The sequence below is a fragment of the Duncaniella muris genome, assembly GCF_003024805.1.
Lineage (GTDB): Bacteria > Bacteroidota > Bacteroidia > Bacteroidales > Muribaculaceae > Duncaniella > Duncaniella muris.
Genome location: NZ_PUEC01000028.1, coordinates 1 through 14267 on the forward strand (window position 1 = coordinate 1; position 14267 = coordinate 14267).

Annotated in this window: 10 protein-coding genes and 1 other RNA gene; 1 reads left to right on the forward strand and 10 read right to left on the reverse strand. The window is 52.5% G+C overall.

Features of this window, described 5'->3' with window-relative positions; all coding sequences use genetic code 11:
* Window positions 1–523: 523 nt before the first annotated feature.
* The 4 genes from ssrA to C5O23_RS11065 all read right to left on the reverse strand — a co-directional run bounded on the left by ssrA (window position 524) and on the right by C5O23_RS11065 (window position 4462).
* Window positions 524–922, reverse strand: a transfer-messenger RNA (tmRNA) gene (gene ssrA / locus C5O23_RS11050).
* A gap of 123 nt (window positions 923–1045) precedes the next feature.
* Window positions 1046–2137, reverse strand: coding sequence for an alpha/beta hydrolase (locus C5O23_RS11055; RefSeq protein ID WP_161553602.1), 1092 nt, complete (start codon window positions 2135–2137; stop codon window positions 1046–1048).
* Window positions 2138–2251: 114 nt separating this feature from the next.
* Window positions 2252–2959 (reverse strand): response regulator transcription factor RprY, encoded by a 708-nt coding sequence (gene rprY, locus C5O23_RS11060; RefSeq protein ID WP_107033005.1) that lies wholly within the window; start codon window positions 2957–2959, stop codon window positions 2252–2254.
* Between the two features lie 6 nt (window positions 2960–2965).
* Window positions 2966–4462, reverse strand: a complete 1497-nt coding sequence (locus C5O23_RS11065) for a sensor histidine kinase (protein ID WP_107033006.1) — start codon at window positions 4460–4462, stop codon at window positions 2966–2968.
* Between the two features lie 371 nt (window positions 4463–4833).
* Here C5O23_RS11065 and ahpC point away from each other — a divergent pair, with 371 nt between their 5' ends.
* Window positions 4834–5400, forward strand: coding sequence for an alkyl hydroperoxide reductase subunit C (gene ahpC, locus C5O23_RS11070; RefSeq protein ID WP_107033007.1), 567 nt, complete (start codon window positions 4834–4836; stop codon window positions 5398–5400).
* Between the two features lie 199 nt (window positions 5401–5599).
* Here the strand turns inward: ahpC and C5O23_RS11075 are convergent, their stop codons facing one another.
* The 6 genes from C5O23_RS11075 to prfA form a co-directional block, all read right to left on the reverse strand.
* The gene (locus C5O23_RS11075) at window positions 5600–7057 is read right to left on the reverse strand and encodes a hypothetical protein (protein ID WP_107033008.1); all 1458 of its coding nucleotides are present in this window, start codon (window positions 7055–7057) and stop codon (window positions 5600–5602) included.
* A gap of 86 nt (window positions 7058–7143) precedes the next feature.
* Entirely contained in the window at window positions 7144–7704 is a 561-nt protein-coding gene (locus C5O23_RS11080) for an MCP four helix bundle domain-containing protein (protein ID WP_107033009.1), read from the reverse strand.
* 250 nt (window positions 7705–7954) lie between these two features.
* Window positions 7955–9865: a YgiQ family radical SAM protein gene (locus C5O23_RS11085; RefSeq protein WP_107033010.1), complete on the reverse strand. Its 1911-nt coding sequence runs from the start codon at window positions 9863–9865 to the stop codon at window positions 7955–7957.
* Entirely contained in the window at window positions 9862–11976 is a 2115-nt protein-coding gene (gene uvrB, locus C5O23_RS11090; protein WP_107033011.1) for an excinuclease ABC subunit UvrB, read from the reverse strand. The genes C5O23_RS11085 and uvrB overlap by 4 nt, the downstream gene beginning before the upstream one ends.
* 80 nt (window positions 11977–12056) lie before the next feature.
* Entirely contained in the window at window positions 12057–12887 is an 831-nt protein-coding gene (pyrF, locus tag C5O23_RS11095; protein WP_107033012.1) for an orotidine-5'-phosphate decarboxylase, read from the reverse strand.
* Window positions 12888–12914: 27 nt separating this feature from the next.
* Window positions 12915–14024: a peptide chain release factor 1 gene (gene prfA, locus C5O23_RS11100; RefSeq protein WP_107033013.1), complete on the reverse strand. Its 1110-nt coding sequence runs from the start codon at window positions 14022–14024 to the stop codon at window positions 12915–12917.
* Between the last annotated feature and the right edge of the window lie 243 nt (window positions 14025–14267).

Here is a 14267-nt window from a genome sequence, read left to right on the forward strand (position 1 = left end):
ATAAAAAGCCGATAAGACAAAATAAAATTGACCCCGTCGGCCAGAACGTTTTCAGGGGTCAATTCAAAATATTTTCAGGGGTCAATTCAACCTTGGTCTAAGGGGTCATCCGAGCCTGGGTTTTCCAACTTAGGTTGATTTTAACATTGAGGACATTTTCAAGACACTATATAATTCCATACTTTCAAAAGAATTAAATCGGAATATCGGAAATAGTGTCGGACACCCGTTTTAACACCCACAATCCAATGGGTTAAAATGTCGCCTGTTTTCCGACTTTCTTCCGAGTTATGTCTTTGTAAGTATATGGCATTAAGATTATTAGATGCGTTTTAGGCACTATTTAGGCACTAAAAAGATTTTTGAAATCTTAGTGCCTGGTTAGTGCCTAAACTCTGTCCGGGGATGTCCTTTTTGCGTCTTTTTTCGGTCCTGAATCGAAAGGATTAGATAAAAGAAAACCCCGGAACTACTTGATAGTCCGAGGTTTGTCTCGTTAAGTCCGAATTAGTTCGGTAGTACATAGTGGAGCTGGAGGGACTTGAACCCTCGTCCAAACGTGGAACTAATGAGCTTTCTACATGCTTAGTTTCTTCTTGGTTTTCGAGTTGAGACAGGCAAGAAACGACCAATCTCAGCCTTATCCTCTAAGTGTCTCGGCGAGTCGCGAGGCTTTCATCGCCATATTTCCGATTTATCTGCACCACCGGGTCGATCCGTCTCGGAAAAAGGACAATCGGGTGATGTCTCGTTTCGGCAACTGTTGCCGAAATAAAGCTAATCTACTGTGCTTCGATTAGGCAGCGAGAGCGTAGTTGTTTTCGCCATTTGAAATTTTGATGTCCCTGATTAAAGAGCGTAGCCATCATTGCTCTGCATGCTTACACACCACTTCTACACGCTGTCAAAACCGGTCAGCCCCGTTTCGTGGTTGTATGTGTGATCAGAATTCCGGATTGAAAATCCATGTCTTCTGATACTCTAATTTGCAAATTTATGTTGTTTTGCGGTAAAATGCAAGACCGGAGATTGTATTTAATCTTAATTAACTGTTTTGGTCTGGCTGATTCTGTGAGTCAGGAAGCGGGGAGGCGGGCGGAAGTGTGCGGTCGAGCCAGTTGAAAATATAGCGATATAGTGGCTCGCGTATTTCCGGCGCCGACAGCACGAGGTCATGCAGCCCTCCGATGACTTTGACACATGTGACGTCCGGTCCAAGTTCGCGCCCGAATTTCTTGATGTCGCTGACGTCAAGCACTCCATCGGCGCGGTTGTGGGCCGGTGTCCATTCCGAACCGCTGATGCTTTCAGAGGAGTAGAGCAGGAGGATTGGGATGCGGATGTCGGCATGTCCGTCGCGGAGCGCGTGTTGTGCTTCTGTGATGGCGCGTATCCAGCCGGCGGTGACGGGTGGAGACTGAATCAGTTTCCACCCGGTGTTGTAGGTCCATTCTCCGTGATATCCTTTGAGGAGGCTTTCGGCATAGGCTGTTGACGTGCCCTGTGAGATGGGGAAGTCGGGAAACAGTCTGCCGAGCATCCCGACGGCAGGGATGAGCCGTTCTTTCCATCCCTGGTTCCAGTCGAGGAAGGGGCTGTTCAGGATGAGCGCTTTGATGATTTCAGGGTGGCGGCGGCTTTCGAAATAGGCGGTGGTCAGGCCTCCGGTGGAATGGCCCATGAGTATGACTTCGCTGATGCCGTTGTGCTGCATTTCGACGAGTGCCGAGTCTATGTCGGGGAAATAGCTGGCCATGTCGCGTACGTCAAACGGTTTCTGTCCGGCGGTCAGCGAGCGTCCGTAGCGGCGCAGGTCCACGGCATAGAAGTCGTAGCCGTGGTCAACAAAGCGGTCGCCCATTTCCTGCTGGAAGAAGTAGTCGTTGAAGCCGTGGACATACAGCACTCCGCGGCGCACGTCAGAAGCCGTCGCGGCCGAGTCTCTGTGGCAGACTTTGCGTATGATGGTTGAGATCACGGGGCCGGTGTAGTCTGAGCCCTGGTCTACATGGCGCATCTCATAACCGTCGCCAAGTATGTCGGGCTGCCATTTCTCCGGTGTCTGTGCGTGGCTGCCTGCGCTGAAAATCGCAAGAGTCAGCAGTAGCAGCGTTGAAAATAATGTGCGTTTTTTCATCGTGGTCATGGTCCGGGAGGTTGAAAATTCACCGGACCGGCGCCGTTATGGACTGTTGGCATCGGTCCGGTGATATGGATGGTGGCGAATCCGTTTTCTCAGACGGAAATCGGATCAGTTCGAGCTTTCGAGTTCCGGGGCGATGAGCTTGTAGCCTTTGCCGTGGATGTTGATGATCTCGATCGAGGGATCGTCTTTAAGATGCTTGCGCAGCTTGGTGATGTAGACGTCCATAGAGCGGGCGTTGAAATAGTTGTCGTCGATCCAGATGGTCTTGAGCGCAAAGTTACGTTCGAGGATCTCGTTGACATGTGCGCAGAGAAGACTGAGGAGTTCCGACTCCTTGGTGGTGAGCTTGGTCACTTTGTCGTCGATCAGCAGCACCTGTTTCTGGGTGTCGAAAGTGAATTTGCCGATCTTGTACATTGTGATCTCCTTGCCCTTCTTGCCTTTGACGCGGCGCAGGATGGCTTCGATGCGGAAGACGAGCTCTTCCATCGAGAACGGTTTGGTGATATAGTCATCGGCTCCGATCTTGAAGCCTTCGAGGATATCTTCCTTGATTGATTTTGCGGTCAGGAAGATGATGGGGACTTCAGAGTTTACGGTACGTATTTCCTGAGCGAGTGCGAAACCGTCTTTCTTGGGCATCATCACGTCAAGGACGCAAAGGTCATATTTACCTTTGAGGAATGCTTTGTAGCCGCTTTCCCCGTCGGCGAAGAGATCGGCGTTGAAGCCTTTGGCCTGCAGATATTCGCGGAGCAGCATGCCGAGGTTCTCGTCGTCTTCGCAAAGTAGTATGCGCAAACGTTCTTCCATAGTTCTTTAATTTTTAGTTATTGGTAATGTTATTGTAAATTTTGTTCCTACATTGAGTTCGCTCTCCACGCTGATTTCGCCGCCGAGCTCGCCGACCATCTTCTTGACATAGGCGAGGCCGAGGCCGAAGCCTTTGACGTCGTGGCGGTTGCCGGTGGAGACGCGATAAAATTTCTCGAAGATCTTTTTGAGGTCTTCGCGTTTCATGCCTATGCCGTTGTCGCGGATGGTGACTGCTATGCGCTCGTCGCCGTGCTGGCTTACATTGCGGGTGCTGACGGTGAGCCTCAGCGGTTCTTCCTCGCGGCGATATTTGACGGCATTGTCGAGAAGGTTGAAAATCACGTTGGTGAAGTGCATTTCATCGACATTGACGGTCGACTCTTCGGCATCGAGCACGGCTTCGATCTTGCCGCCGTATTTCTCGACCTTGAGTTTGAAAGTGCTCGTGATATTGGCTATAAGCACGTTGGCATCGACGTTCTGAAGGCGCAGGGTGGCTTTCTGGCGCTCGAACATCGACATCTGCAACACTTTTTCTACCTGGAAGCGCAGGCGCTTGGTTTCATCGTTGATCACGGTGGAGATATGGCTGAGCATGGCCGGCGATTTCAGCACGGCTCCGTCGTTGAGCATCTGTGCGGCGAGCGAGATGGTCGAGATCGGAGTCTTGAACTCGTGGGTCATGTTGTTGATGAAGTCGTTTTTCATTTCTGTCAGTTTCTTCTGGCGGAATGCAAGGATGATTGTGCAGAGGAAGGTGACAAGCAGAATGAATGTGAAGATGAACGATGGGATCATGAAGCGGATCGACCCGAAGATGTAGTCGCTCTTGGTCGGGAAATAGACTTTGAGGTAATACATTTTGTTTTTCGGATCGTTGGGGAAGAGGGTCTGAATGAACATCGAGTTCTCGTCACCCGGTGTCGGATGGTAGTTGGCCGAACGGTAGACGATTCCGCCGACGCGGTTGACCACGGCGAATTCAAACGGCAATGTCAGTCCGTTGTTGTCAAGTTCGGATCTAAGATATGATCTGACATCCGCCGAGTCGGCGCGCTCGCTGATAGGGCGGTTGCTCGACCGGGTGATGATGTTGAATATCACCTCGTCAAGCAGTCCTTTCTGATAGAGATATTTTCCGCGCATTATCTCGCGCATAGAGGCGGTGGTGTTGCGCTGATCGATGTTTCCTTTGAGGGTGAGATCATAGTTGATGCCTTCGGGTGTGGTGAAGTTGTAGTTGATGCCCACCGATCCGTCAGCATTGGTGCGTGGATAGAACTGCGTCTCCATCGTGGCGAGGTCTTCTTCAAGGAAATGTTTGGTCTCGTCTTGCTCGAGGCGGGTGCTGACGGCATAGAGAGAGCGCTTGACCCCCTCGGCAAACTGGTCGTCACGCATTTTCTTCATGTTGTTCATGTACATGATCTGTACATAAAGCAGCCCGATGAAGGTCAGCGCCATTATGATGGTCAGAAACCATATAGTCGATTTTTTCATTCCTTGGTACTCTCTATTATATTAAGGTGGGCCTTGACGGTCACCTCGGTTTTAGTGGATACGCTTACAATGTTAACAACCGTAATGTATAATTGTTGTAAAAATTTTCAAATAAGACAAAAGTCAATTAACATTTTGCGTCAAAATTAACATAAAAATGTGAATTCCGCAATAAATATTCTTGGATTAATCGTGGAATTTATGATTTTTTTAGTCTGAAACAGACGTGGTTATTGAATGCCGGTGAACATTCGGCCTGCCGTGGCGTTATAAGATAGGTGTCTTTAGGAGGCTTGTATTGCCGATTCCATGAAGTCACCGCCAGACTTGAATCTACTCTAAAACAAACCGAATATATCTACTAAAAAACTATGCAGACAATCATCAATCAGCAAATACCCGAATTTTCAGTCGATGCATTTGTCAACGGCGATTTCAAAACCATAACATCAGAGGATCTGAAGGGCAAATGGGCCATTCTGTTCTTCTATCCGGCCGATTTTACATTTGTGTGTCCTACCGAACTTGTCGACATGGCTGAGTCCTACGATAAATTCAAGGAACTCGGTGCCGAAGTCTACAGTGTCAGTACTGACAGTAAGTTTACTCATAAGGCCTGGCATGATTCAAGCGATTCGATCAAGAAGGTCAAGTTCCCGATGCTTTCCGACAAGACCGGAGTGCTCAGCGAGTATTTCGGCGTGATGAATCCTGCCGATTTCATGGCCTACCGAGGCACATTCGTGATCAATCCCGAAGGTAAGATCAAGATTGCGGAGATCCAGGACAACGGCATAGGACGTAATGCCGAGGAACTTCTACGCAAGCTCGAAGCTGCGCAGTTTGTGGCCGAACATGGCGATCAGGTCTGTCCTGCCCGCTGGCGTCCGGGTCAGCAGACCCTCAAGCCCGGCATCGATCTCGTCGGCAAGATCTGAGACGGATATCATTAAAAGGTTTTTAACGACCTCTAAAAATGAAAGGGCCACGCTGCTGTCATCGTCTTTTATGGGCGGTGTCAGTTGCGTGGCTCTTCCGTTTTGTCCGGAGTGTGAGTCTTCGGATGTGTGTGTTCAGTCGCTGTTGATGGAAAGACGTGAGGTTTAAGATGTTGAGTATGAGAATTTGATTGAATATTTATGACGTGGCATTGAGCTTTTGCAGGAATTCATCGCGGTCTATAATTGCCTCTGATGAGCTGATTCGTGTTATCAGTCGTGTCCGTTTGGTGTAAAACGATTTCAGCTTTATTCCAGTGAACATGCACACCGCTCGCGGAGAGAAGCCCGCATAGATCAGGACTATGAACCGGATGTCATCTTCTTTGAGCAGGGTGGCGCATTGACTGCGCAGGCGGCTGGCTATGGAGTCCATACACTCGTCGACCGAGGCCTCGATCTGACGTAGCTTGAGGGGCGTTTTAAGCCGTTCTATCTCTTTTTCGACCTCCTTTATGATGAAGGCGCGGGTCTTTTCCGAATCGCCTTTTTCGAAAAATTCGTTGCAGAGGAAATTGATGGTCTGCCAGCGCTCATGGAAGAGGTTTTCTATGCGCGTGGTAAGGACGGATGACGATGCATGTCCGCGTGCTATCTCGTTGCTCAGATTGGCGAGCGATTCCATCTGCGCTTCGATTTCGGCATTTTTCACTTTCATGCGCAGGCGGTAGTAAGCATAGCCCGCGGCCACAATGACGATAAAGAGCAGTGTGACACAGATGAGTATTGTCTGCAGGCTTGAAGCCCGCGAGTGTTGTTCGGTGGCGCGGTCTGACTGGAAATCGCGTTGGGCACCTACAACGGTCTCGGACGCTGTGGGCTGTCGGCCATAGAGCCGTTGTTCGCAAAGGCTGTCGGTGTAGCTTTTCCAAAGTTCCGGCTCTCCGGCGTTTCTGTAACATTCGGCTGTGGCCCAGTCGATCAGCTTGTATTCCGATTCGGTTCTCGCTATCGCGCGAGCACTGTCGAGATAGAGGCCGTAGTCTGCCGGCTCTGTCTCGATCTCGGCGGCTATTTCGGGCATGGCGTGGCGATAGCGTTCGGCCTTGGCTTTCATAGTGCTTTTGCTGATGGCGAGATAGGCATAGTCTGCAGCTGTCGGAGTGAAGAAACGGCGGTATTGTTTCAGTTTGCGGCTGTCGAATTCCCGGAGACCGTCGAGCCTTGCAGTGATGCGCATTGATGCCCGCAGGCAGTTGGCTGTCAGAGCCGAATCGCTGCCGGCTATTGACCGGATGCTGTCCAGCAGAAACATTCCGAGGCGCAGGCTGTCGTTGTTGGCGTGGGCTATTGCCACATCCAGGAGTGCATAACGGTGTGCCCTCACGCTGTCGGCCTGTAGATAGTGGTCTGCTGCGTTGAGCCGATGCTCCACCACTTCATGTCCGCCGTAAGTCGCGGCTATTATGTCGGCAAGCAGGTCTTCGGCCTGCCCGCAAAGATAGTGGTCTCCATCTTCGCGGGCAAGTTCCAGAAGCTGCATCGCAGGCGTGACCGCCGCGCTGTATTCCCCTGCCCGATAGAGCGAGTCGGCAGACTCTATAAGTTCCTGCTTTTCACCACCAAGCCTATGAGAACATCCGACAAGGATGACCATTGTTAATAGACTCAGTAGTTTATGGAATAGCAACATAAATATGGGAAATGCAAATTGATATGTGTGCCAAATGGAGTTTATTTAGTCTATTTACGATCTCTGAGAGCAGGTGCATCGGGACGTTCGGAATGATTTTTATTCAGATATTTGTAATATTCATGTGTCCCGTTGCGTGCACTTTCAAATGCTTCTTCCATTAGACTATGATTGATTCTATAAATGGATGATTCAGTTCTTAATGCTATAATGCTGTCAGTGTGATTATTGGTCTGCTGAAAGGAGTCTAATGTCCTATCGTAGCATTCTGCCGAGATGCCGAGATGCAGGGCCTCTGCTTTGCTTAATTTTAGGATAAGATGTTCGTTTTCAACATAGCAATGTTTTAAAATGAGCATTCTTTCTTTCATTTGTGCACGGCCTTCGGGGGTTGATGCTAATTCGTGAAGCCTCTTTTGGTTGATTTCTGCAATTTGAGCGCGGCGTTTTTCCCAGTTTCTTTCAAATTCATCGGCTATGCGCGCTCTGTCGTTCGCTTCGATTGATTCCCGGATTTCGTTGGCCTGATCGTTTTCTTCCGATTGTGTGCAGGATGCCATTCCCGCCGAGAGCAGCAGGGAGAGGATGAGGTGGGTGAGTGTCGCTTTCATGTGATAATGTTTTTGGAGAGGTTAGACATGTGGCGGAATTCGGTCTGCAGCCTCGATCCCGACAATGCAAAGATACGACACGAATTGTGGTTTATGCAAATTTCGAGGGGGGCTGAATATTCTTCAGCCTGTTTTGTCGGGCGTTGAAAATCAGTGCGTTAGTCTGCGTTTTGTCGACGCGATTTTCTTCACCTCTCCGAAAGGGCTTTTTTCGCCCCGGAATCGGGAAGGAAAAAGCAGTCGGTCGGGCCTAATTTCTTTTTGATTTCTGATAGGGATAGGTGGCCTGGCGAGGGAATAGGCGCTGGAGCAGATCGGGACGCCGCAGGCGCTGAAGAGAGCGGATGAGGTCTGGCCGGTAGGCGCGGTCATACCAGAAGAAATATTTTCGCTGTGCCTGCTTTTGCTCAGGGCTGACGGCTGTGAATACTCTTTCGCCTGTGTAAGGATGGTAGCCGGTATAGTAGATCTCGGTCGAGAGGGTCATCGGGGTAGGGGTGAAGTCCTGAATTTGTTCGAGATGCAGATTGAGTTCTTTGGTCTCGGCGGCAAGCTCGGCCATGTCGACTTCGCGGCATCCGGGATGGGAGGATATGAAGTAGGGGATCAGCTGCTGTCGGAGCCCGTGGCGCGAGTTTATGCGGTCAAAGAAGCGGCTGAATTCATGATAGAGCTGGAAAGAGGGCTTGCGCATAAGGTTGAGCACAGTGTCGGAGGTGTGTTCCGGCGCCACTTTCAGACGTCCGGAGACGTGGCGGGTGATCAGCTCTTCATTATATGTGCGGTTTGTCTCGTCTATGCGGCGGTCGCCAGTGTGGTGCATGGAAAGATCATAGCGCACGCCGCTGCCGATGAATGATTTCTTTATGCCCGGCAAGCTGTCTATGGCATGGTAGAGGTCGAGCAGCGGCCCGTGGTCGGTGTTGAGATTCGGGCAGACTTTGGGGTGCAGACACGAGGGCTTCAGACACTTGGCGCAGATGCTTTTGTCTTTGCCTCCGAGGCTATACATGTTGGCGCTCGGACCGCCGATGTCGCTCAGATAGCCTTTGAAGTCGGGCATCCGGGTGACTTCGCGGGCTTCGCGGAGCACAGACTCCTTGCTCCGTGAGGCTATGAACTTGCCCTGATGGGCTGAGATGGTGCAGAACGAACATCCGCCGAAACATCCGCGGTGGATGTTGACCGAATGTCGTATCATCTCATAGGCCGGAATGCGCTTGTCCTTGTAGCGCGGGTGGGGCAGGCGGGTGTAGGGGAGGTCAAACGATGCGTCGATCTCTCCGGTGGTCATGGGCGGATACATCGGGTTGACTTTCACCCAGAAGCCGCCGTCGTGGCGCTGCCAGAGCACACGTCCGTTCATCGAATTGCTCTGCTGCTCGATGTGGCGGAAGTTTTCGGCCTGCAGGCGCTTGTCGCGCAGGCAGTCGGCAAAGGAGTGGAGTACTATGTCATCATCGCCTGCCCGGAAATCGGCATCGGGGATGCGGACCACTGTCTGCGGTAGATCGCGGAGCGAGTCCACGCTCTCTCCGGCTTCCAGACGGCGGGCTATCTCTATGACTGACTTTTCGCCCATGCCATAGTTTATGAGATCGGCCTTGCAGTCGGCGAGCAGCGACGGGCGCAGGCGGTCTTCCCAGTAGTCATAGTGTGAAAGCCGGCGCATCGACGCCTCGATGCCTCCGGCTATTATGGGGGTGTCGGGGAAGAGGTCGCGGAGGATTGCCGAGTAGACTATGGTCGGATAGTCGGGGCGGGCACCGTGGCGTCCGCCGGGGGTATATGCGTCGTCGCTGCGTCTGCGGCGGGCGGCGGTGTAGTGGTTGACCATCGAGTCCATTGCTCCGGCCGATACACCGAAGAATAGACGCGGGGCGCCGAATTTACGGAAATCGCGCAGATCGTCCTGCCAGTTTGGCTGGGGGACAAGCGCCACATTGTAGCCGGCGGCCTGGAGCGTGCGCCCAATGACGGCTGCCCCGAAAGAAGGGTGGTCTACGTAGGCATCGCCTGAGAAGATGACCACATCGACGTGGTCCCAGCCGAGAGCCTTCATTTCCTTGACCGAGGTGGGCAGATAGCGGTCGGCGCCGGGATATATGATTCGCTGCTGTGAAGCAGCTGCGGTTTTTATGTTTTTTTTCTGTTCGTTCATTTTGATTCTTCCTTCTGCGGTTCAGCTGACATTTTTGCAAGGCGCTCCTCCATAGCGAGGACCTCGTCGCGCAGGCGGGCGGCATCGATGAAGTCCATGCGTCTGGCAGCCTCGACCATTTCGAGGCGCTTGGTGGTGATGAGCTTCTGCAGCGCATCGGCGTTGAGGTAGGGGATTACCGGATCGGCAGCGAGATTGACCTTTGTGCTGTATTCCTCGGCATAGGGTATGGATTTTGCCCGTCCGGTCTTTGATGTGCTTTCCCGGCGTGACGGCTGCTTGCCGCGGCTGCTGTCAGCTGTTTCGTCGGCATCGGCTTCAAGGCCGATGATCGAGTTGCGGGCTTTGATGATGGCCTGCGGGGTTATGCCGTGCTCTTCATTGTAGGCAAGCTGCATTGCGCGGCGGCGCGACGTCTCGTCGATGGTCTGCTGCATGGAGTCGGTAATCTTGTCGGCATACATTATGACAGTGCCGTTGAGGTTTCGGGCCGCACGTCCGACAGTCTGCGTCAGAGATCTGTGGCTGCGCAGGAAGCCTTCCTTGTCGGCATCGAGTATGGCCACAAGCGATACTTCCGGCAGGTCGAGGCCTTCGCGGAGGAGGTTCACGCCGACAAGCACATCGAATTCGCCGGCCCGCAGCCCGTCGAGAATCCTGATGCGGTCAAGGGTGTCGACATCGCTGTGGATGTAGGCAGTCTTTATGCGGATCTTTGTCAGATAGTCGTTCAGCTCCTCGGCCATGCGCTTGGTCAGGGTGGTGACCAACACGCGTTCGTCACGCTCGATGCGCAGATTTATCTCATGGAGAAGGTCGTCGATCTGGTTGAGTGACGGGCGCACTTCTATCACGGGGTCGAGCAGACCGGTAGGGCGGATGATCTGTTCCACTACCACGCCTTCGCATTTCTCCAGCTCATAGTCGGCCGGCGTTGCGCTGACGTAGAGCACCTGAGGAGTCAGGCGTTCGAATTCCTCGAATTTCAGCGGACGGTTGTCAAGCGCCGCAGGCAGACGGAAGCCATATTCCACAAGATTCATCTTGCGCGAGAGGTCGCCGCCATACATGGCGCGGCATTGCGGCAGAGTGACGTGGCTCTCGTCAATGATGGTCAGGAAGTCCTGGGGAAAATAGTCGAGGAGACAGAAGGGGCGCATGCCCGGCTGACGGCCGTCGAAGTAGCGGCTGTAGTTTTCGATTCCTGAACAGTGGCCCACTTCGCGCAGCATCTCGACGTCGTAGGTGACACGTTCCATCAGACGTTTGGCTTCAAGTTCCTTGGCCTCGCGCATGAAGTAGTTGTATTGCTCGCCGAGATCAAGTTCGATCTGACCTATTGCCGAGCCCATGCGTTCGGGCGATGTGACAAAGAGATTGGCGGGGTAGATCTGGAATATGTCGTGAGTGCCGAGCGAGACATTGTCAGACGGGTGGAGGGTCTTGATCGACTCGATCTCATCGCCCCAGAAGGTGACGCGCACAATAATTTCTTCATAAGCGAGCCGAATGTCAACGGTGTCGCCTTTGACACGGAATGTGCCACGCGACAGTTCCAGCTCGTTGCGCGAGTAGAGCGAATTGACGAGCGACCGCAGGAATTTGTTGCGTGTGATTTTCTGTCCGACTTTCACAGTCACCACATTGCTGTCGAAGTCTTCGGGGTTGCCCATGCCGTAGAGGCATGACACTGAAGAGACCACAACCACGTCCTTGCGCCCTGACAGGAGTGCCGAGACGGTCGACAGTCGCAGTTTTTCGATCTCGTCGTTGATCATGAGATCTTTTTCTATGTATTTGTCGACAGTGGGTATATAGGCCTCCGGCTGATAGTAATCGTAGTAGGAGACAAAATACTGCACCGAGTTGTTCGGGAAGAATCCCTTGAACTCGCTGTAAAGCTGTGCGGCGAGAGTCTTGTTGTGGCTGAGGATGAGGGTCGGCTTTCCAACCTGCTCGATGACGTTGGCCATCGTGAATGTTTTGCCTGAGCCTGTGACGCCGAGAAGCGTCTGGGCTTTCTCACCCGCCCTGATGCCTGCCACGAGCTGTTCGATTGCTTGCGGCTGGTCGCCCGTGGGCTGATATTGTGATGTAAGCTGGAAATCCATGATAAAGGGAATTTTTCGTAACTTACAAAATTACGAAAAATTCCCTTTATATGCAATAAGCTGTCTGTTTTCGGCCCGGATCAGATTACTCCGTAGGTCGAGAGCAGGATTGTCATGTGGTCGCGGAGCTTGCGGGCTTCGGCGGCGGCGGCATCAGCGAAATCTGTGCCTGAAGAGGCATAGATGATGCCGCGCGAAGAGTTGACGAGCAGTCCGCATTCGGGTGTCATGCCCCATTTGGCCACTTCTTCGAGGCTGCCGCCCTGGGCGCCTACGCCGGGCACGAGCAGGAAGCTCCGGGGTGCTACACGGCGCACTTCGGCAAACATTGCGCCCTGAGTTGCACCGACCACGAACATGAGATTCTCAGTGGTACCCCATTTCTGGGCGGTCTCCAGAACGTGTTCGAAGAGGCGTGTGCCTGTCATGTCGGTCAGGAACTGGAAGTCGCGGCTGCCGGGGTTGGAAGTCAGGGCAAGGAGGATCACCCACTTGCCTTCGTAGTCCATGAATGGCTTCACGCTGTCAAATCCCATGTAGGGAGCCACCGTGATGGCATCTACACCCATGTTCTCGAAAAATGCGCGGGCATAGAGCGAGGAGGTGTTGCCGATGTCACCGCGCTTTGCGTCGGCGATGATGAAGTGGTCCGGATAATTGGTGCGCAGGTAGTTGACGGTGCGTTCCAGGGTCTGCCAGCCTTCTGTGCCACGGCTTTCATAGAAAGCGGTATTGGGCTTGTAGGCTACGCAGTAGGGGGCGGTAGCGTCAATAATGGCCTTGTTGAAGGCGAACATCGGGTCTTCCTCCGTCAGAAGATGCTCCGGGATTTTCTTGATGTCAGTGTCGAGTCCAACGCAGAGAAAGGTGCCCTTCTTGCGGATTTGTTCGATGATTTGCTGTCTGTTCATATTTTTGATAGCTTGTTTTGTTTGCGGTTAGAGTTCGGCAGCCTTGAGTTTTTCGGCGTTTTCGGCTATGGTCAGCTGGTCGATCACATCCTGGATCTCTCCGTCCATGAAAGCCTGCAGGTTATAGATGGTGTAGTTGATACGGTGGTCGGTGATGCGTCCCTGCGGGTAGTTGTAGGTGCGGATTTTGGCCGATCGGTCGCCGGTCGAGACGAGGGTTTTGCGCCGTGAGGCTATGTCGTCGATGTATTTCTGGTGTTCCTTGTCATAGATGAATGTGCGCAGGCGGCTGAGTGCGCGCTCCTTGTTCTTGGGCTGGTCGCGGGTTTCGGTACATTCGATCAGAATCTCTTCGCTCTCGCCGGTATTTGGGTTGCGCCACATGTAGCGCAGGCGCACACCTGATTCAACCTTGTTGACGTTCTGACCGCCTGCTCCGCCCGAACGGAAGGTGTCCCATTTGATCTCGCCCTCGTTGATTTCCACATCGAAGGCCTCTGCTTCGGGTAGCACAGCTACAGTGGCGGCCGATGTGTGGACACGTCCCTGGGTCTCGGTTGCCGGAACTCGCTGCACACGGTGCACACCGCTCTCGTATTTCAGTGTGCCGTAAACGTTGTCGCCTGTGACTGCAACCACAATTTCCTTGAATCCTCCGGCTGCCCCTTCGCTGAAACTGGTGACAGCCACATTCCAGCCTTTTGACTCGCAGTATTTGACATACATCTTGTAAAGATCACCGGCAAAGATGGCGGCTTCGTCGCCTCCGGTGCCGCCGCGGATTTCGAGAATGGCATTCTTGCCGTCTTCCGGATCGGCCGGAATCAGCAGTAGTTTTATTTCTTCCTCAATGGCCGGTATGGCCTCGGTGGCTTCGTCAAGCTCCTCTTTGGCCATGTCGCGGAGTTCAGGGTCATTTTCAGACGCAAGCACCTCGCGGGCTTCGTCGATGTTGCCTAAAAGCGCGCGGTAACGGCGTGTCACAGCCGTGAGTTTTTCAAGATCCTTATACTCTTTGGTCAGGCGGACATAGCGTTTCATGTCCTGGATCACAGAGGGGTCTGTGATCAGAGTTCCCACTTCCTCGAAGCGGGCCTCGATGCCGTCCAGCCGGGTCAAAAGGGAATTTTCTGCCATATATCAAATGCTTTTGACTGCAAAGGTACGAAAAAAATGCCGAAAAGCCCGCAGCGAAACAAATCGTGAAACAAATCGATACGATCTATTTTATTTTATTGCAAAACTGTGGTGGAGAATTGGAAATTTGATTATCTTTGTCATTTGAATAAAAACTAATCCTAATTTTGAGCAAAGCCGATGGCTGACGATCCGTTTGTCTGGATGTGGCCACCGGCGGAAACCATTCAACCACACATTATT